General features: G+C 66.0%; 16 protein-coding genes. 15 read left to right on the top strand and 1 reads right to left on the bottom strand.

The features are described 5' to 3' along the window. The first annotated feature begins 1 nt into the window (after window position 1). The 15 genes from AC1PLS_RS12805 (at window position 2) to AC1PLS_RS12735 (ending at window position 15347) form a co-directional block, all read left to right on the top strand. A complete protein-coding gene (locus AC1PLS_RS12805) occupies window positions 2–1090 on the top strand; it encodes an acyltransferase family protein (protein WP_260300031.1) in 1089 nt (362 codons plus the stop codon). A 67-nt stretch (window positions 1091–1157) separates the two neighbouring features. Next, complete coding sequence (locus AC1PLS_RS12800) at window positions 1158–2300, top strand: glycosyltransferase family 4 protein (protein WP_065031729.1); 1143 nt, start codon at window positions 1158–1160, stop codon at window positions 2298–2300. After that, complete coding sequence (locus AC1PLS_RS12795) at window positions 2297–3346, top strand: glycosyltransferase (protein ID WP_065031728.1); 1050 nt, start codon at window positions 2297–2299, stop codon at window positions 3344–3346. Before AC1PLS_RS12800 ends, AC1PLS_RS12795 begins: the two co-directional genes overlap by 4 nt. Before the next feature lie 17 nt (window positions 3347–3363). Further along, the gene (locus AC1PLS_RS12790) at window positions 3364–4848 is read left to right on the top strand and encodes a lipopolysaccharide biosynthesis protein (RefSeq protein ID WP_046343228.1); all 1485 of its coding nucleotides are present in this window, start codon (window positions 3364–3366) and stop codon (window positions 4846–4848) included. A gap of 64 nt (window positions 4849–4912) precedes the next feature. Beyond that, window positions 4913–6112, top strand: a complete 1200-nt coding sequence (locus tag AC1PLS_RS12785; protein WP_054592566.1) for a GumK N-terminal domain-containing glycosyltransferase — start codon at window positions 4913–4915, stop codon at window positions 6110–6112. A 36-nt stretch (window positions 6113–6148) separates the two neighbouring features. Then, entirely contained in the window at window positions 6149–6943 is a 795-nt protein-coding gene (locus AC1PLS_RS12780) for a polysaccharide pyruvyl transferase family protein (protein ID WP_102251767.1), read from the top strand. A gap of 4 nt (window positions 6944–6947) precedes the next feature. Then, the gene (locus AC1PLS_RS12775; RefSeq protein ID WP_104576018.1) at window positions 6948–7742 is read left to right on the top strand and encodes a WecB/TagA/CpsF family glycosyltransferase; all 795 of its coding nucleotides are present in this window, start codon (window positions 6948–6950) and stop codon (window positions 7740–7742) included. Between the two features lie 35 nt (window positions 7743–7777). Next, window positions 7778–8239 carry a cupin domain-containing protein gene (locus tag AC1PLS_RS12770; RefSeq protein WP_184431551.1) on the top strand — a complete coding sequence of 154 codons (462 nt, stop codon included), beginning with the start codon at window positions 7778–7780 and terminating at the stop codon, window positions 8237–8239. A gap of 92 nt (window positions 8240–8331) precedes the next feature. Next, a complete protein-coding gene (locus tag AC1PLS_RS12765; RefSeq protein WP_179465577.1) occupies window positions 8332–9351 on the top strand; it encodes a TraB/GumN family protein in 1020 nt (339 codons plus the stop codon). A 135-nt stretch (window positions 9352–9486) separates the two neighbouring features. After that, window positions 9487–10518, top strand: a complete 1032-nt coding sequence (locus tag AC1PLS_RS12760; RefSeq protein ID WP_481103761.1) for a 3-oxoacyl-[acyl-carrier-protein] synthase III C-terminal domain-containing protein — start codon at window positions 9487–9489, stop codon at window positions 10516–10518. A 35-nt stretch (window positions 10519–10553) separates the two neighbouring features. After that, window positions 10554–11402 carry an MBL fold metallo-hydrolase gene (locus tag AC1PLS_RS12755; RefSeq protein WP_047125132.1) on the top strand — a complete coding sequence of 283 codons (849 nt, stop codon included), beginning with the start codon at window positions 10554–10556 and terminating at the stop codon, window positions 11400–11402. After that, entirely contained in the window at window positions 11399–12358 is a 960-nt protein-coding gene (locus tag AC1PLS_RS12750; RefSeq protein WP_481103760.1) for an NAD-dependent epimerase/dehydratase family protein, read from the top strand. The genes AC1PLS_RS12755 and AC1PLS_RS12750 overlap by 4 nt, the downstream gene beginning before the upstream one ends. Beyond that, on the top strand, window positions 12358–13512 hold the full coding sequence (locus AC1PLS_RS12745) for a glycosyltransferase family 21 protein (RefSeq protein ID WP_104576134.1): 1155 nt from the start codon (window positions 12358–12360) through the stop codon (window positions 13510–13512). The genes AC1PLS_RS12750 and AC1PLS_RS12745 overlap by 1 nt, the downstream gene beginning before the upstream one ends. Then, entirely contained in the window at window positions 13490–14101 is a 612-nt protein-coding gene (locus tag AC1PLS_RS12740; RefSeq protein ID WP_102251773.1) for a hypothetical protein, read from the top strand. Before AC1PLS_RS12745 ends, AC1PLS_RS12740 begins: the two co-directional genes overlap by 23 nt. Beyond that, on the top strand, window positions 14091–15347 hold the full coding sequence (locus tag AC1PLS_RS12735) for a glycosyltransferase (RefSeq protein ID WP_481103759.1): 1257 nt from the start codon (window positions 14091–14093) through the stop codon (window positions 15345–15347). The genes AC1PLS_RS12740 and AC1PLS_RS12735 overlap by 11 nt, the downstream gene beginning before the upstream one ends. Window positions 15348–15483: 136 nt before the next feature. On the opposite strand, the gene dxs is transcribed toward AC1PLS_RS12735, so the two are convergent. Beyond that, window positions 15484–17400 (bottom strand): 1-deoxy-D-xylulose-5-phosphate synthase, encoded by a 1917-nt coding sequence (dxs, locus tag AC1PLS_RS12730; RefSeq protein ID WP_065031735.1) that lies wholly within the window; start codon window positions 17398–17400, stop codon window positions 15484–15486. Between the last annotated feature and the right edge of the window lie 317 nt (window positions 17401–17717).

The following is a 17717-nucleotide window of genomic DNA, read 5'->3' as shown; positions in this document are numbered from 1 at the left end:
CATGACCACCGCACCGTATTCCAACGCGGCCCGGCACGGCGGCCTGGGTGCCAAGGCTGCGCCGGCGCCTGCATTGACCCGCGATTGGCAGATCGATGCAGCAAAGGCGCTGGCCATCGTCCTGGTGGTGATGGGGCATGCCAACGGCATGCCGGCCGCCTACAAGTTGTTCGCCTACAGTTTTCATGTGCCGCTGTTTTTCGTGCTGTCCGGCTGGGTCGGCGAGCGCTTCGGCCACCGCGCAATGACGGTGGCGACGATTGCGAAGTTGGCGCGCACGTTGCTGGTTCCCTATGTCGCGTTTTTCCTGGTGGCCTACGCCTGCTGGCTGCTGATGGGAGTGACCAGCCGCGCGGCGCATCCATCGCATGTGCTGCCGTGGTGGGATCCGTTTATCGGCCTGTTCTGGGCCAACGGCACGCGTCTGTACGTGCTTCCGGCGTTGTGGTTCCTGCCTGCCTTGTTCGTCACCACGCTGGTCTACATCGCCTTGCGCACGCGCCTGACGACGGCGGCCCTGGCGGCAGTCAGTCTGTTGTTCGCCTTGGCATGGGCGGGCTGGTTTCCGTCGTTGCACCTGCGGCTTCCGTTGGCGCTGGATGTATTGCCTGTCGCGCTGTTCTTCATCGCCGTGGGCGGATGGCTGTCGCGCTACGCCGATGCACTGCGCGCGCTTGGCGCCTCGGCATGGGCGTTGGCACTGCCGGTGCTGGCAGCAGCGTGGTGGTGGCTGGCCGGATGGAACGGGCAAGTGGATGTGAACAATCTGCAGTTCGGGCATTCCGCTGCGGTATTCCTGCTGGTCAGCCTGCTGGGTACCGCAATGACCTTGTGCGTGGCGTATTTCGTTCGACAGTGGCGTTGGCTGCAGTGGATCGGTGGCAATACCTTGCTGATCCTGTGCACGCACACATTGGTGTTTCTGGTGCTCACCAGTGTGGTGGCACGAACGGGTGTGATCGCTCGCAGCCTGATCGGCACACCGGCCTGGGCGATGGGCCTGAGCGCGTTCGCTGTCGCGGTCAGTGTGCCGATGCGCGCGGTGCTGGTGCGCGTTGCACCATGGATGTTGGGATTGAAACGCAAATGACGAGCTTCCAGAATGATCAGCCGAGCATGCAGATGTGTCTGCGTCGCTGGCACAGGAGATTGGCGTAATGAAAGTGGTGCATGTCGTCCGCCAATTCCATCCTTCGATCGGAGGCATGGAGGAAGTCGTTCTCAATGTGGCCCGTCAACACCAGGCCACCAGTGCCGATACGGTGGAGGTCGTGACGCTGGATCGGGTGTTTACCGATCCGGGCGCGCAGCTTGCGGAGCAGGAGACGTATCAGGGCTTGCCGATCCGACGCATCGGTTATCGTGGCTCGTCGCGTTATCCGTTGGCGCCGTCCGTGCTGAGCGCGATCCGCTCGGCCGATCTGGTGCACCTGCACGGCATCGATTTTTTCTACGACTATCTGGCGCTGACCAGGCCGCTGCATGGCAAGCCGATGGTGGTGTCCACGCACGGCGGCTTCTTCCACACCGCGTATGCCTCGCGGATGAAGCAGCTATGGTTTCAAACGCTCACCCGCACCTCGGCGCTTGCGTATGCGCGGGTGATCGCCACCAGCGAGAACGACGGCGAGCTGTTCGCCAAGGTGGTGTCGCCGGCGCGTTTGCGGGTGATCGAAAACGGCGTGGATGTGGAGAAATACGCAGGGCAGGGCGCAGCCACGCCGGGACGGACCATGATGTATTTCGGCCGCTGGTCGGTGAACAAGGGCTTGATCGAAACCCTGGAGCTGCTGCAGGCGGTATTGCAGCGCGACCCGCAGTGGCGCCTGATCATCGCCGGGCGCGAATACGATTTGAACGAGGCCGACCTGCGCAAGGCGATCGCCGAGCGGGGCTTGCAGGACAAGGTGCAGCTCAGCATGTCGCCGTCGCAGGAGCAATTGCGCAGCCTGATGCAACAGGCGCAGTTCTTCGTCTGCCTGTCGCGCCATGAAGGCTTCGGCATCGCTGCGGTCGAGGCGATGAGTGCAGGCCTGATTCCGATCCTCAGCGACATCCCGCCGTTCGTGCGGCTTGCCAGCGAATCGGGGCAGGGCGTGATCGTCAACCGCGACCGGATCGATGCGGCCGCAGACCAGGTACAGGCGCTTGCGCTGCAGGCGGATGCCGATTTCGACACGCGTCGTGCAGCGTCCATGGCGTACGTGAGCCGCTACGACTGGAAGCATGTGGTCGGGCGCTACGTCGACGAATACCACACCGCGTTGGGCACCCGCCGTACCCAGGAGGCAGTGCGATGAGCGCGCCTGCATCGGCAGCGACTGTGCGTGCGTCCGCGCAGCCGCAGGTGACCGTGCTGTTCTCCACCGAGAAGCCCAATGCCAGCACCAATCCGTACCTGACCCAGCTTTACGCATCGCTGCCCGCTGCAGTGCAGCCGCGCTTCTTTTCGATGCGCGATGCGCTGTTGTCGCGCTACGACGTGCTGCATCTGCATTGGCCAGAATATCTGCTGCGCCATCCCAGCGCGGTCGGCACCCTGGCCAAGCAGATGTGTGCGGCGCTGTTGCTGCTCAAGCTGCAGCTGACCGGCACGCCGGTGGTGCGCACCTTGCACAACCTGGCACCGCACGAGGATCGCGGCTGGCGCGAGCGCGGCCTGTTGCGCTGGATCGATCGGCTGACGCGTCGCTGGATCCGCATCAACGCGACCACGCCGCCGCGACCGCCATTCACCGACACCATCCTGCACGGCCATTATCGCGAGTGGTTTGCAAAGATGCCGCAAGGCACGCCGGTTGCGGGGCGGCTGCTGCATTTCGGTCTGATCCGCCCGTACAAGGGCGTGGAAACGCTGCTGGAGGTGATGCGTCAGGTCGACGATCCGCGCCTGAAGCTGCGTATTGTCGGCAACCCGGCCACGCCGCAGATGCGCAGCCTGGTGGAGGAGGCCTGCGCGCAGGATCCGCGTGTGAGTGCCTTGCTGGCTTATGTCGAAGAGCCGGTGCTCGCACGCGAGGTCAGCGAGGCCGAGCTGGTGGTGCTGCCGTACCGGCAGATGCACAACTCCGGCACCTTGTTGCTGGCGTTGTCGCTGGCGCGCCCGGTGCTGGCACCGTGGAGCGAATCCAATGCGGCGATTGCCGAAGAAGTGGGGCCGGGCTGGGTGTTTCTCTATGACGGCGAATTCGATGCGGCGCTGCTGACCGGCATGCTGGACCAGGTGCGTGCCGCGCCGCGCGGCCCGGCACCGGATCTCTCGCAACGCGACTGGCCACGGATCGGACAGCTGCACTACCGCACCTACCTGGAAGCGCTCGGCAAGGATGGAGACGCCGCGCTGTGACCGCAGAGATCCCGACGATGAATTCCCCCACGCCGCCGCCACAGCGCAGCCTCGGTTCGCGCGCCGCCGGTGGGGCAGCGGTGACCATGATCGGCCAGTCGGCCAAGATGGTTGTGCAGTTCGGCGGCATCATCCTGCTGGCGCGCCTCCTGACGCCTTACGACTACGGCCTGATGGCGATGGTCACCGCGATTGTCGGTGCGGCCGAGATCCTGCGCGATTTCGGCCTGTCTGCCGCTGCCGTGCAGGCCAAGCATGTCAGCCGCGAGCAGCGCGACAACCTGTTCTGGATCAACAGCGGCATCGGCTTGTCGCTGTCGGTGATGGTCTACGCCTCTGCCCATGTGATCGCCAACTTCTACAAGGAGCCGGCGCTGGTGACGATCTCCCAGGCGCTGGCGGTGACCTTCCTGATCAACGGCATGACCACGCAGTACCGCGCGCATCTGAGCCGCGGGCTGCGGTTTGGCCAGGTCGCGCTCAGCGATGTGGGATCGCAGGTGCTGGGCCTGGGCGCGGCCGTCGCTGCCGCCTTGCTGGGCTGGGGCTATTGGGCGCTGGTGGTGCAGCAGGTGGTGCAGGCGGTGGTCAATTTCATCATCGCGGCGAGCTGTGCACGCTGGCTGCCGGGCGGGTACCAACGCTCGGCGCCGATGCGCGACTTCATGAGCTTCGGCTGGAACCTGATGGCCGCGCAGTTGCTGGGCTATGCCAGCCGCAACGTTGGCCAGGTCATCATCGGTTGGCGCACCGGCCCGGACGCACTGGGCCTGTACAACCGTGCGTTTCAGCTGTTGATGATGCCGTTGAATCAGATCAACGCGCCGGCCACCAGCGTGGCGTTGCCGGTGTTGTCGCAGCTGCAGGACGACCGCGAACGCTTCAGCGCCTTCCTGCTGCGCGGGCAGACGGTGATGGTGCATCTGATCGTTGCGCTGTTCGCCTTCGCCTGCGCGCTGGCCATGCCGCTGATCGTGCTGGTGCTCGGCGAGCAGTGGCGCGAAGCGGTGCCCCTGTTCCAGGTGCTGACGCTGGGCGGTATTTTCCAGACTGCGTCCTATGCAACCTACTGGGTGTTCCTTGCCAGGGGCCTGATGCGCGCGCAGTTGCTGTTCTCGCTGGTCAGCCGCATCGTGCTGATCGGCTGCATCTTCGTCGGCTCGCGCTGGGGCGCGATGGGCGTGGCGATCGGTTATTCATTCGGCCTGCTGGTGACCTGGCCGTTGTCGCTGGTCTGGGTCGGCAAGATCTCCGACGCACCGGTGGTTGCACTGTTCACCAATGCGGTGCGCGCGATGACCGCGTACGGCGTGGCGGGCGTGTGCGCGTACTACGCATCCATCACCGTCGGTGGCCCGCTGTGGCAGCAGCTGGCCGTTGGTGCGGCCACGATGGCGGCGGTCTGTCTGCTGGCGTTGGCGATCTGGCCGGCGTTCCGTCGCGACGTCATTGCCATTCTCAACATCCGCAAGTTGCTGAGACAGGCCAAGGCACGCCAATGAGATCGACATCGTCTTCGCCTGCGTTCTTGCATGCTTTCTCCCACTCATTCATAGGACACGGCCCATGAGCGATACACCCGCCGCCGCTTCCGGCATTCGCCGGCCTTGCTATCTGGTCCTGTCCGCCCACGATTACCGCACGCCACGGCGTGCGAATATCCATTTCATCACCGATCAACTCGCGCTGCGCGGCACCACGCGGTTTTTCTCGCTGCGCTACAGCCGCCTATCGCGCATGAAGGGCGACATGCGGCTGCCGCTGGACGACACCGCAAACACCGTGGTGTCGCACAAGGGCGTGGACTGCTACCTGTGGCGCACGACGGTGCATCCGTTCAACACGCGTCGTGCCTGGCTGCGTTCTGTCGAAGATGCGATGTTCCGTTGGTATGCCGCGCATCCGCCACGCCAGTTGCTGGACTGGATGCGCGAGGCGGACGTGATCGTGTTCGAAAGCGGTATCGCAGTGGCCTTCATCGAGCTGGCCAAGCGCATCAATCCGGCAGCGAAGCTGGTCTATCGCGCTTCCGACGGCCTGAGCACGATCAATGTCGCGTCCTATATCGAGCGCGAGTTCGATCGGGTTGCACCGACGCTGGATGTGATCGCCTTGGTGTCGCCGGCAATGGCGGAGGAAGTGGCAAGCCGCGACAACGTGTATCACGTCGGTCACGGTGTGGATCACAACCTGGATCAGCTGGGCGACCCGTCGCCGTACGGCGAGGGCATCCATGCGGTCGCGGTGGGCTCGATGTTGTTCGATCCGGACTTCTTCGTGGTTGCCAGCAAGGCGTTCCCGCAGGTCACGTTCCATGTGATCGGCTCGGGCATGGGCCGGCATCCCGGCTATGGCGACAACGTGGTCGTCTATGGCGAGATGAAGCACGCCGAGACCATCGGCTACATCAAGCACGCCCGTTTCGGGATCGCGCCGTACGCATCCGAGCAGGTGCCGGTGTATCTGGCCGATAGTTCGATGAAGTTGCTGCAATACGATTTCTTCGGCCTGCCTGCGGTGTGTCCGAATGCCGTCGTGGGGCCGTATCAATCGCGTTTCGGCTACACTCCCGGCAACGGTGAGTCGGTCATTGCGGCCATCAGTCGCGCGCTGGAAGCACCGCGCGTGCGTTACCGCCAATGCCTGAATTGGTCCGACACCACCGACCGCGTACTGAATCCAGGTGCGTATCCGGAAACCCGTTTGTACCCGCAGCAAGATGGCGCAGCGGTGCGTGCTTCTTCGGAGGCCGCGCTCTCGCACTGATGCAGCGCACCCAACTTTAGAAGGAGACTGCTCGTTATGGCCAATGCTTTGCTGCAGAAATGGATCGAACATGCGGAACGCCGTGCCTTGTTCTGGTGGCAGCCGAAGAACGCTGGCGTCAACATGGGCGATCATCTGTCCAAGGTGATTGTGTCCTGTGTGCTCTCCTTGCAGGACAAGACGCTGATCGAGAAGCGTGATCTCAGCAAGAAGCTGATCGCCATCGGGTCGGTGCTGCATTTTGCCAAGGACGGCGACACCGTCTGGGGCAGCGGCATCAACGGCAAGATTCCCGCCGAGCGAAATACCTTCAGCACGCTCGATGTGCGTGCAGTACGTGGTCCGAAGACGCGTCAGTTCCTGCTCGACCGCGGGATCGCGGTACCGGAAGTCTATGGCGACCCCGGTCTGCTGACACCGATGTTTTTCCCCGCCGATGCGCTGGGAACGGCGAACAAGCGCCCCTTCGCTATCGTTCCGCATTTCAACGAGCCGGTCGAGAAGTACAGCGCGTACGCGGACCATCTGGTATTTCCCAACGTCAAACCTGCAACCTTCATGAGTGCGTTGCTGGGCGCCGAGTTGGTGATCAGCAGTTCGCTGCACGGGCTGATTCTTGCCGAAGCGTACGGGATTCCGGCGGTGTACCTGGATTGGGGCAACGGCGAGGATCGTTTCAAGTACGACGACTACTACAACGGCACCGGACGCATGCAGTGGCACTCGGGCAACAGCGTGGAAGAGTGCCTGAAGCTTGGCGGTAACGGCGATTTCGACCTGGCAAAACTGCAGGCCGGGCTGCTGGCCGCGTTTCCTTACGACCTTTGGTGATTCGATGATGCAGGGCCGGCAGGTGGATACGGAGACGACAGCAACCGCCAACACGGGAATGCCGCAGGGCGTGGTGATTCCGCTTGGCGGATTTCCGGTGCTCTCCACCACGCAGGAAGCGTTTGCACTGGAGTTGTTTCACGCATTGGCCGCCCGGCAACCACGCCGGGTGTTTTTCGCCAACACCAACTTCATCGTGCAATGCCAGGCACTGCGTCTGCGGATGCGCGAGCCCAGCGTGCGCATCGTCAATGACGGCATCGGCATGGATCTGGCAGCGCGCCTGATCCATGGCCGCCGCTTTGCCGGCAACCTCAATGGCACCGACCTGATTCCGTATCTGTGTCGCGAGGCCGCGCAGCCGCTCAAGTTCTTCCTGCTCGGCGGTCGTCCGGGCGTGGGCAAGACCGCTGCCGCGACCTTGACTGGAACCCTGGGCCAGCAGGTGGTCGGTATGTGCGACGGCTACGGCGAATTTGCTGCCGCCGGCGAGGGCCTGGCCGAGCGCATCAATCGCTCGGGCGCCGACGTGCTGCTGGTGGCCTTCGGCAATCCGCTGCAGGAGCGCTGGATCCTGGATCACAGCCACGCCTTGAACGTGCCGCTGGTGTTTGGGGTCGGCGCGTTGCTGGATTTCCTGTCCGGCACCGCCAAGCGTGCGCCGGATTGGGTACGGCGGCTGCATATGGAATGGATGTACCGGCTGCTCAACGAGCCGCGTCGTCTGCTCAAGCGCTATAGCTGGGATCTGCTGGTGTTCTTCCGCACCTGCCTGCGTGCGGGCAAGCACCTGCCGTGATGCATGCGCGGCGTTGGCTGGCTTAGCATGTAGGCATGCATCCGACCGCCGCCAGCTTGATCCGTTCGCTCGAACTCGCCCCGCATCCCGAGGGCGGGCATTTCCGTCGCGTGTATGCGTCTGCGCGCCAGGTGACAGAGGGCGGCCAGCCGCGCCCGGCGCTGACCGCCATCCGCTTCCTGCTTGCTGCCGGCGAATCCAGCGCCTGGCATCGCGTCGATGCGGAAGAAGTCTGGCATTGGCAGCAGGGCGATGCGCTGGAGTTGTCGATCTACGACGAGGCCAGCGGGCAGCTGCAACGCCTGATCCTGGATGCTGCCGAGCGCGGTGAGCCGATGCACGTGGTGCCGGCAGGGTGCTGGCAGGCGGCGCGGTCGCTTGGCGATTTCACCCTGGTGGGCTGCACGGTCTCGCCGGGATTCGTCTGGGAAGGATTCGCACTGCTCGACGGCGGCTCGCTGCTGGCTGCGCACCTGGCCAGCCTGGATCCACGCTGAGCCATCGGCGGCTGCGGCGGCGAACATTTCCCTAACGCGGCCATGGCCGGCTTGGCGTAGTGTCCGCGTTCTCACACAGGGGGCGAGACGTGATGCGAGGCCAGCGGGCGGGGTGGGGCGTGGGAATGATGCTGGTGGCGTTGCTGGCGTCGGCCAGCGATGGCACGCCGCCGCCGCCGGCCGCGCCATCGCCGCCGGCCGTGGTCGATCTGGAAGCGATGGTGGTGCGCGGCGTGCAGCCCGGCCCGGGCCTGTGGAAGGTCAGCAAGGGCGATCATGTGCTGTGGATCCTGGGCACCGTGTCGCCGCTGCCGAAGCGGCTGCAGTGGCAGTCGGCCGAGGTGGAAACGATCATCGGTCAGTCGCAGCAGGTGCTGATGGCCCCGACCGTCCAGATCGATGCGGACATGGGGTTCTTCGGCAAACTGACCCTGTTGCCCTCGGCGATGAAGGCGATGAAGAACGAGGACGGCCGCGAACTGCGCGAGCTGCTGCCGGCCGATCTGTATGCGCGCTGGTCGGTTGCCAAGGCACGCTATCTCGGCAGCGACCGTGGGGTGGAGCGCAAGCGCCCGATGCTTGCCGCCGGCGAGTTGTATCAGGCGGCGATCAAACGCTCCGGCCTGGCGCGCTCGCCGGTGATCTGGTCGGTGGTGGAGCGTGCCGCCAAGCGCGCCGGGATCAAGCCGACCCCCACCGCGCTGGATTACAAGATCGCCGACCCGCGCCAGGCCATTAAGGAGTTCCGCGCCGGCGGCATGGACGATACCGCGTGCTTCCGCAGCATCCTGGTCACCGTCGAGCGCGACCTGCCCACGATGGTGGAGCGCGCCAACGCCTGGTCGGTGGGCGACATCGAGGCACTGCGCCAGTTGCCACGCGAGGATCCCCAGGCCGCCTGCATGAGCGCCATGGCCAGTTCCGGCGCCGCCAGGAAGCGCGGCATCGACGATCTGGAACGGCGCATGCGCGAGCACTGGTTGAGCATCGCCACCGCCGCGCTGCAACGCAATCGCAGCACTTTCGCAGTGCTGCCGATCAGTCGGCTGACCGCAGCCGATGGCTATCTGGCGCGCTTGCAGGCGCTGGGATATGCGGTGGAAGCGCCCTGACACGTCGGCACGACTGCCCGGCGGTTGTGGTCTGGAACGCGGTGGCGATCGACTGACCGATCGCCGTCCTCGCAGGCGGGCGATGCGCATTGCGCGCTTCGGTGATCGATCGGCTCGGCCCACGCCAGCCACGGTATGCTGCGCGCCTTGTCCAACGAGACCTCCGTGTTGAACGCATTGCCGCTGCGCATTCTGGGCACCGGGCGCCATGTCCCCGCCACGGAGGTGACCTCGCAACAGCTGGATCAACGCTGGCAGCTGCCGGCAGGTACCACCTTCGCGCGCTCAGGAGTGGCCACGCGCCATTACGTGGGTGAGGGCGAGACGGCTTCGTCGATGGGTGCGGCGGCGGCGACCCAGGCACTGGCAAGCGCGGGCATCGACCCCGGTCAGGTCGATTGCCTGATCTCGGCCTGCAGCGTCATGGAGCAGCCGATTCCCTGCCAGGCGGTGCTGATCCAGCGCGCGCTCGGGCTGGGCGATTCGGGCATTCCGGCCTTCGACGTCAATGCGACCTGCCTGAGCTTTCTGGTGGCGCTGGACATGGCCGCGAATGCGTTGGCGCTTGGGCGCTACCGATGCGTGTTGATCGTTTCCAGCGAGGTGGCATCGGGCGGGCTGGATGCATCGACGCCGGCCACCGCCGGCTTGTTTGGCGATGGCGCGGCCGCGGTGGTCGTGGGGCGCAGCGCCGCCGATGACGGCTCGGCACTGCTGTCCAGCCGCCTGTCCAGTTACGGCGATGGCGCGGAGCTGTGCCGCATTCGCGGCGGCGGCACCCGCTATCCACGCGGCGAAGAACAGTCGTCCGAGGCCTTGCGCAGCTTCAGCATGGATGGGCGCGGTGCCTACCGGTTCGCGGCGCGCCATCTGCCTGCATTCTGGGAACGGTTGCTGGGCGAGGCCGGCACCACCACGGCAGCGTTGCGCTGCCTGGTCCCGCACCAGGCCTCCGGTGGCGGCCTGGATCATGTGGTGCAGGCGCTGGGGCTGCGCCCCGATCAGGTGATTCGCATCCTGCAGGCCACCGGCAACCAGGTCGCCGCCTCGCTGCCGCATGCCTTGCATCACGCCCGGACCGAACAGCGCATGCAGCGTGGCGATCTGGTTGCGCTGCTCGGCACCGGTGCCGGGTTGGCGATCGGTGGCATGGTGTTGCGGTACTAGGGCATGTGCGCATGTTCCGACCAGGTCGCGCCCTGATGCCGCCGCGCGTGTCGCTCGAGTTGCTGCGCATCGGCCACTGCCGCCACTGCGAGCGCATGGTGCGTGCGGACGGCCACTGGCATGCCGTGGAATTTCCCGCGTTGAGCGTGCTGATCCGGCATCCGCAGCGCGGCGCGCTGTTGTACGACACCGGGTATGCGGAGCATTTTTTCCGCGCGACCGATCCCTGGCCCGAGCGCCTGTATCGCTGGACCACGCCGGTGCACCTGCCCGCGCACGAAACGCTGGGCGCACAGCTGGCACGCCGTGGCGTGCAGCTGGAGGAGATCGCCTGGTGCCTGATTTCGCACTTCCATGCCGACCATGTCGGCGGTCTGCGCGATCTGCCCAACGCGCGCTTCCTGTGCCTGCGTGCCGACTATCAACAGCTGCGCAGTTGTTCGCGCCTCGGCGGACTGCGGCGTGCCTTGTTGCCGCAGCTGCTCCCCGAGGATTTCGATCGGCGCCTGCAGTTTGCCGAGCAGGCGCCGTTGCGTGCGTTGACCGGCGCCTGGCAAGGGCTGGGCGCGGCCTACGATCTGTTCGAGGACGGCAGCGTGCTGGCCGTGCCGTTGCCCGGGCACGTACCCGGGCAGATGGGCCTGTGGTTGCGCGATCAACACGACCGCGAGGTGTTGCTGTGCGCCGACGCGGTGTGGTCGTCGGCGACCTGGTCTGCGCTGCAGTGGCCTGCCTGGCCCACACGTTTGTTGATGCATGATTGGCGCGCGTTCCGGCGCACCGTGCAGCAGCTGCACGCGCTGTCGCATGCACACCCGGAGTTGGCCATCCTGCCGTCGCATTGCCAACCCAGTCTTGACCGTTATCAACCGGAGTGGCGATGAGCCTGCGTATTCTCGTGACCGGTGCATCCGGCTTTGTCGGTGGTTCTTTCCTGCGACGTTTCCAGGGGCAGCCGGGTGTGGAGATCCACGGCATCGGGCGCCGCGCCAGCGATCTGCCCAATTACCATCGCATCGATCTGAGCCAGCCGTTCTCGTTGCAGTGGCAGCCGGATGTGGTGATCCACGCTGCGGCATTGGCCTCGCCGTGGGGAACGCGTGCGCAGTTCCAGTTGCACAACGTCCAGGCCACCGCCAACGTCATCGATTTCTGCAAGCGCCATGGCTGCCCGCGTCTGCTGTATGTGTCGTCCAGTTCGGTGTTCTATCGCGAGGAGCATCAATACGAGCTCAGCGAGGACAGCCCGATCGGGCCGGCGTTCGTCAACACCTACGCGCAGACCAAATACCTTGGCGAAACGCTGCTGCAGCAGTATCCGGGCGACAAATCCGTGCTGCGCCCGCGTGCGGTGTTCGGGCCGGGAGACACGGTGCTGTTCCCGCGGGTGATTGCCGCTGCGCGCAAGGGTGCGCTGCCGCGCTTCGTCGGCCAGACGCAGCCGGTGATCGGCGACCTGATCTACATCGATACGCTGTGCGATTACCTCTATCGCGCGGCGACCGCGCCGCAGTTGCAGCCGTCCTACAACCTCACCAATGCGCAGCCGGTGGATCTGCAGCAGTTGCTGTTGGACCTGCTCACGCGCCTGCAGCTGCCGCTGCCGCGACGCGAGGTGCGCATCGCCACCGCACTGCGCATGGCCAGTGTGGTGGAGGCGGCGTATCGCGTGCTGCGCCTGCGCGGCGAGCCGCCGATCACGCGCTTCGGCGTGGGCGCGTTCGCCTATTCCAAGACCTTCGACTCACGCCGCACACTCACCGATCTCGGGCCGCCCAGCGTCAGTCTGGAGCAAGGCATCGAGGCATTCGTGCGTTGGCAGGCGGCGCAGTGGGCGTAGTGGGCGTAGTCGTTCCGATAGTGGCAGCTGCCTACCTGGCGGTGCTGATGGTCAAGACGGCTGCAGTGCTGTGGGTGCTGCGTGGTGCGCGCACACTGCCAGCGGGGGGCGCCACCGCAACCCCGGCCGAGGTGGCGATCCTGCAGCCGGTGCTGGGGGGCGATGCGCATTTGCAGCAGGTGCTTGCGGCCAACCTGCAAGCGCTGCCGGACGCGCAGTTTGTCTGGTTGCTGGATGCAGACGACATCCCGGGAAACAGCGTGGCCGATGCCTTGGTCGCGCTGCATCCGCATGCACGCATCCAGCGCATGCGGGTGCCGGCCGCGCCAGCCGGCATCAACCCCAAGGCCTGGAAGCTCGAGCACGCGCTGGCGCATGTGCGCGCGCCGATCAGCCTGATCCTCGACGACGATGCACAGCTGAGCGCCAGCGCGCTCGCACGCCTGCTGCAGGATCTGACCGACGCCGATATGGTCACTGCGCTGCCGTACTACCAGGACAGCGCCACGCTGCCAGGCCGGCTGCTGTCGCAGTTCGTCAACAACAATGCGGCACTGACCTATCTGGGCTGGTTGCCGTTCGCCGCGCCGCTGACCATCAACGGCATGTGCTATGCGGCGCGTACCGAGCAGCTGCGTGCCTGGGGCGGGTTTGCCGCGTTACTGCAGCAGCTCACCGATGATCTGGCCGTTGCCACCTTGGTGCGTGAGCGCGGCGGGCGACTCCGCCAATCCGTTGCGCCGGTGGCGATGCGCACCGCGATGCCGGGTCTGGCCAGCTACGCACGCCAGATGCATCGATGGATGCTGTTCGCGTTGATCCTGCTGCGTCGGCAGACCGTCGGCGTGTGTTCGGCGATCGGCGTGCTGCAGGGGCTGCCGCCGTTGCTGCTGCTGGCCTTGCTGGTCTGTGCCTGCGCGCAGGCGAGCTGGCCGGCGCTGGCCTGGGTGCTGGGCACCGTGCTGCTGCGTGCGCTGCTGCTGTGCCTGGTGCAATGGCGGGTGAGCGGCGCGGTTCGCCACCGTCCATTGCTGTCGGTCGTTGCGGAGTGCCTGCAGCCGCTGCATCTGCTGCATGCCGCGCTGGTGCGCACGATCCGCTGGCGCACCCGGCGTTATCGCGTGTTGCCGGATGGGCATTTTCGTGCGGACTGACGGCGCCAGCCTGCAGATCGCCTTCCTCACCGGGCAAAGCGATCCGGAAAGTTGCGCATTGAGCATGCAACAGCAGCATTTTCTGCAGCAGCTGCAAGGCCCGGGCCGGCGGCTGATCGACTGCAATTATCCGTATCGCTCCGCTAGTCCAACTTACCGGCACATGCCGCTGTGGCGTGCCAGCGTGTCCAACGCGCGCCAGTATCTGGCCGCGCGCGCCGCACGCGTTGCCGATGCAGATCGCATGCGCGTGGTGGCGCTGCTGGACCAGGTGCCGACGACGGTACTACTGGCCGGCAGTTGTGGCCTGCAGCTGCTGACAGCCTTACGGCTGCCGCAGGCGCTGCGCACGCGTCTTGCGGTGTTCGCCTATGGCCCGGTGTGCAATACGCCTGGCACGTTCGGGCAGCTGCGCGTCGTCCAGGGCAGCGGCGACTGGATCTCGCGCGCGCTGTTCGCCGGTGCGCCCGATCTGACGCCTGCCTGCGGGCATCTGCACTATCTGCGCGATGCGACAGTGCTGGCCGAGTGCCAGGCCTTCATCGCGCAGGTCGAGCAGGCAGTGCAGGGGAGGGAACATGCGCATTGATCTGATCGCGCCGCCGTATAGCGGGCATCTGCATCCGATCCTGGCGATCGCCCGGCAGCTGGCGCCACATCACGATGTCCAAGTCATCAGCACGCCGGCGGCACTGGCGCGCATCCGTGCATGCGGGCTGAGCGCGGTCGGCGTGCTGGATGCACAAGCCGACCGGCAGTTGCTCGATATCGCCAATCCACCGCATGCGGTAGGCCACAATCCCTTGCGGCTGCGCCGACAGTTGCACAGCGCGCTTGGCCTGATGGCGCGCGTGGGCGATGCGGTACGGCAGCGCTGGAGCGAGCGGAGGCCGGACCTGGTGATCGCCGATTTCACTCTGCCGAGCGCGGGGCTGGCAGCGCAGGCGATGGGCATCGCCTGGTGGACCAGCATGCCGTCGCCATGCGTGATCGAAACCGGCGACGGGCCTCCGGCGTATTTCGGCGGCCTGCTTCCGCCATCCACGGCAGCGCAGCGGATCTGGCAGGCGATGGCGCGGCGGCTGACGCGCGGCTTCAAACGGAGCCTGCACCTGTGTTACCGCCGTCAGATGCGCGCATCCGGATTGCCGGCGATCTATCGCAGCGATCGCAGCGAGGCGGTGTATTCGCCGCACTGCATCCTGGCCCTGGGTCTGCCATCGTTCGAGTTGGCACGGCGCTGGCCGGCGGCGGTGCGCTTCGTCGGTCCGCAGCTGTGCACGCCGCCCGCGGCGGTTGCGCCGCCGCAGTTCGTCCCCGGTCGTCGGCATGTGCTGGTGACGCTGGGCACGCATCTGCAATGGGTCAAGCAGCGGATGGACCAGGTGCTGCGTGCCGTCGCAGTGCAGTTTCCGCAGGTGATCTTCCACTTCAGCGATGGCGATAGCGCCGCGCCGTCAGCGCAGACGCACGGCAACTACCAGCGCCTGCCGTACGTGGACTACGCGCAGCAGCTGCATCGCTACGACCTGGTGGTCCACCATGGCGGTGCCGGCATCCTGTATGCCTGCCTGGCCGCGGGCTTGCCGTCGATCGTCTACCCGCTGGATTACGATCAGTTCGACCATGCCGCGCGCCTGCAGCGCGCAGGTGCGTCGTGGTGGCTGCGCGAGCTGGACGGCCTGCCTGCGCTGTTGCGCGAGGCACTCGCTGCCACCGAGCTGCCGGTGGGCGTGCGCAGATTGCAGACGGAGCTGCACGACATCGATGCGCAGGCGCGCATCGTGCGGCTGGTGGAGGCGTTTGCACGCACCGGGGCGGTGCCGCAGGTCTGATGCGTTATCGCGCGGGATCGGTCGTGTTGCGGGTCAACGCATCAGCGTCAGCACGCGGCATACGGCATTGCCGGCACGGGCAGGCGATTCTGCAACCGCCTGCCGCAACTGCCGCCGCGTGTGACCCGCGCAGGCTTCAGCCTGCAGCGGCATTCAACGCGGGCGGCTTGCCTGCCATCAGCTGCGGCCAGCGCTTGAGCACGGCGGCGCGGATGCCGGCCTGGTCGATGCCGGCCTCGGCCAGCAGGTCTTCGCGGCTGGCGTGATGCTGGAAGCTGTCCGGCAGGCCCAGGTGCAGCATCGGCATGGTGACCGCTTCGGCGTTGAGCAGCTCGGCCACGCCGGAACCGGCGCCGCCGGCAACGACGTTGTCTTCGATGGTGACGAAGCCTTCGTGGCTCTTGGCCAGCTCCAGCAGCATGGCTTTATCGAGCGGTTTGACGAAGCGCATGTTGACCACGGTCAGGCCGAGTTCGCGGCCGACCGCTTCTGCGGCATCCACGCTTGCGCCGAAACCCAGCAGGGCGATACGTGTGCCGCTGTGACGCAGCTGCGCCTTGCCGATCGGCAGGCTGGTGAGCGATGCATCGAGTGCGCTGCCCGGGCCGGTGCCGCGCGGGTAACGCACTGCCGCCGGGCCTTCGTAATGCACGCCGGTGGTCAGCATCTGCCGGCATTCGGCCTCGTCGGCCGGCGCCATCACCACCATGTGCGGGACGCAGCGCAGGAAGCTCAGGTCCAGGTTGCCGGCGTGGGTGGCGCCATCCGGGCCGACCACGCCGCCGCGGTCGATCGCGAACAGCACGTCTAGCTTCTGCACCGCCACGTCGTGCACCAGCTGGTCGTAGCCGCGCTGCAGGAAGGTGGAGTAGATCGCCACCACCGGTTTGGCGCCCTGGGTGGCCATGCCGGCGGCCAGCGTCACCGCGTGTTGCTCGGCGATCGCCACGTCGAAATAGCGCTGCGGATATTCCTTGCTGAAACGCACCAGGCCCGAGCCCTCGCGCATCGCCGGGGTGATCACCAGCAACCTGGGTTCGGCCGCGGCCATGTCGCAGACCCAGTCGCTGAAGACATCGGTATAGGTCGGCTTCTTGGCGCCAGCCTTGGCGACCAGGCCCTTGCTCGGATCGAACGGGCCCACGGCGTGATAACCGATCTGGTCGCCTTCGGCCAGCTCGTAGCCCTTGCCCTTGGTGGTGATCACGTGCAGCAACTGCGGGCCCTTGAGCGTCTTCAGGGTCTTCAGTGCGCCGACCAGGCCGGGCAGGTCGTGGCCGTCGATCGGGCCGGTGTAGTGGAAGCCCATTTCCTCGAACAGCGTGGACGGCACGAACATGCCCTTCCAGTGTTCTTCCCAGCGCCGCACGAAGCGCGCGGTGGGATTGTTCTTCTTGTCGCCGAGGATCTTCTTGCCGCCCTCGCGGATGGCGTTGAGGGTGCGGCTGCCGCTGGCACGCCCCAGCATCTTGGTCAGCCCGCCGACCGCTTCGGAGATCGACATGCGGTTGTCGTTGAGGATCACCAGCAGGTTCGGCTCCGGGTCCATGCCGCCGGCGTGGTTGAGCGCCTCGTAGACCATGCCGGCGGTCATCGCGCCGTCGCCGATCACCGCCACCACCTTGCGCTCGTCGCCGTTGCGCTGCGCGGCGATCGCCATGCCCAGCGCGGCCGAGATCGAAGTCGAGGAATGCCCGACGCCGAAGGTGTCGTAGACGCTCTCTTCGCGCTTGGGGAACGGCGCCACGCCGTCCTTTTGCTTGACCGTGTGGATCTGGTCGCGGCGGCCGGTGAGGATCTTGTGCGGATAGGTCTGATGGCCCACATCCCACACCAGCTGATCGACCGGGGTCTGATACAGGTAGTGCAGGGCGACGGTGAGCTCGATCACGCCCAGTCCGGCCGCGAAATGCCCGCCGCTCTTGCCCACCGATTCGATGAGGTAGGCGCGCAGTTCTTCGGCGATCGCGGTCAGATCGGCCTCGTCGAAAGTGCGCAGATCGTCGGGGGTCTGGATGCGGGACAGGCGCGGATAGCGGGTGGAGTCGATCATCATCGTGTCAATGTTCTGAAGCCGTATTGTCCTCCCCATGCGAAGGCCCGGCAAGCAAACCGGTTCAGCTGTCAGCGGGAAGTGATGGCCGAGCGCGCTGGCAGCGCAGGCGGGCGCGCCGGGTTTCCAGGGCTGCGGCAATCTGCCGCACCTGGGTCAGCGGCCTGGGGATAGTTCAGGGTTGCCTGGCCGTCGTATGGCTCGCGGGTGAAGCCGGTGCACAGGGGAGAACGGGTACGAGGCCAGGCGAGGCAATGCGCCGTCGTGAGCGGATCGCTCGACACCGTCGATGATGCCTTTCTCTCGATCGGCCATTG

The organism is Xanthomonas sp. NCPPB 3218 (genome assembly GCF_056725185.1).
This window is presented reverse-complemented; position numbering and strand designations above follow the sequence as displayed.

Coding starts and splice junctions, on each gene's coding strand:
- AC1PLS_RS12805 (WP_260300031.1), top strand. CDS start 2: ATGACCACCGCACCGTATTCCAACGCGGCCCGGCACGGCGGCCTGGGT.
- AC1PLS_RS12800 (WP_065031729.1), top strand. CDS start 1,158: ATGAAAGTGGTGCATGTCGTCCGCCAATTCCATCCTTCGATCGGAGGC.
- AC1PLS_RS12795 (WP_065031728.1), top strand. CDS start 2,297: ATGAGCGCGCCTGCATCGGCAGCGACTGTGCGTGCGTCCGCGCAGCCG.
- AC1PLS_RS12790 (WP_046343228.1), top strand. CDS start 3,364: ATGAATTCCCCCACGCCGCCGCCACAGCGCAGCCTCGGTTCGCGCGCC.
- AC1PLS_RS12785 (WP_054592566.1), top strand. CDS start 4,913: ATGAGCGATACACCCGCCGCCGCTTCCGGCATTCGCCGGCCTTGCTAT.
- AC1PLS_RS12780 (WP_102251767.1), top strand. CDS start 6,149: ATGGCCAATGCTTTGCTGCAGAAATGGATCGAACATGCGGAACGCCGT.
- AC1PLS_RS12775 (WP_104576018.1), top strand. CDS start 6,948: ATGATGCAGGGCCGGCAGGTGGATACGGAGACGACAGCAACCGCCAAC.
- AC1PLS_RS12770 (WP_184431551.1), top strand. CDS start 7,778: ATGCATCCGACCGCCGCCAGCTTGATCCGTTCGCTCGAACTCGCCCCG.
- AC1PLS_RS12765 (WP_179465577.1), top strand. CDS start 8,332: ATGCGAGGCCAGCGGGCGGGGTGGGGCGTGGGAATGATGCTGGTGGCG.
- AC1PLS_RS12760 (WP_481103761.1), top strand. CDS start 9,487: ATGCTGCGCGCCTTGTCCAACGAGACCTCCGTGTTGAACGCATTGCCG.
- AC1PLS_RS12755 (WP_047125132.1), top strand. CDS start 10,554: ATGCCGCCGCGCGTGTCGCTCGAGTTGCTGCGCATCGGCCACTGCCGC.
- AC1PLS_RS12750 (WP_481103760.1), top strand. CDS start 11,399: ATGAGCCTGCGTATTCTCGTGACCGGTGCATCCGGCTTTGTCGGTGGT.
- AC1PLS_RS12740 (WP_102251773.1), top strand. CDS start 13,490: ATGGGCATTTTCGTGCGGACTGACGGCGCCAGCCTGCAGATCGCCTTC.
- AC1PLS_RS12735 (WP_481103759.1), top strand. CDS start 14,091: ATGCGCATTGATCTGATCGCGCCGCCGTATAGCGGGCATCTGCATCCG.
- dxs (WP_065031735.1), bottom strand. CDS start 17,400: ATGATCGACTCCACCCGCTATCCGCGCCTGTCCCGCATCCAGACCCCC.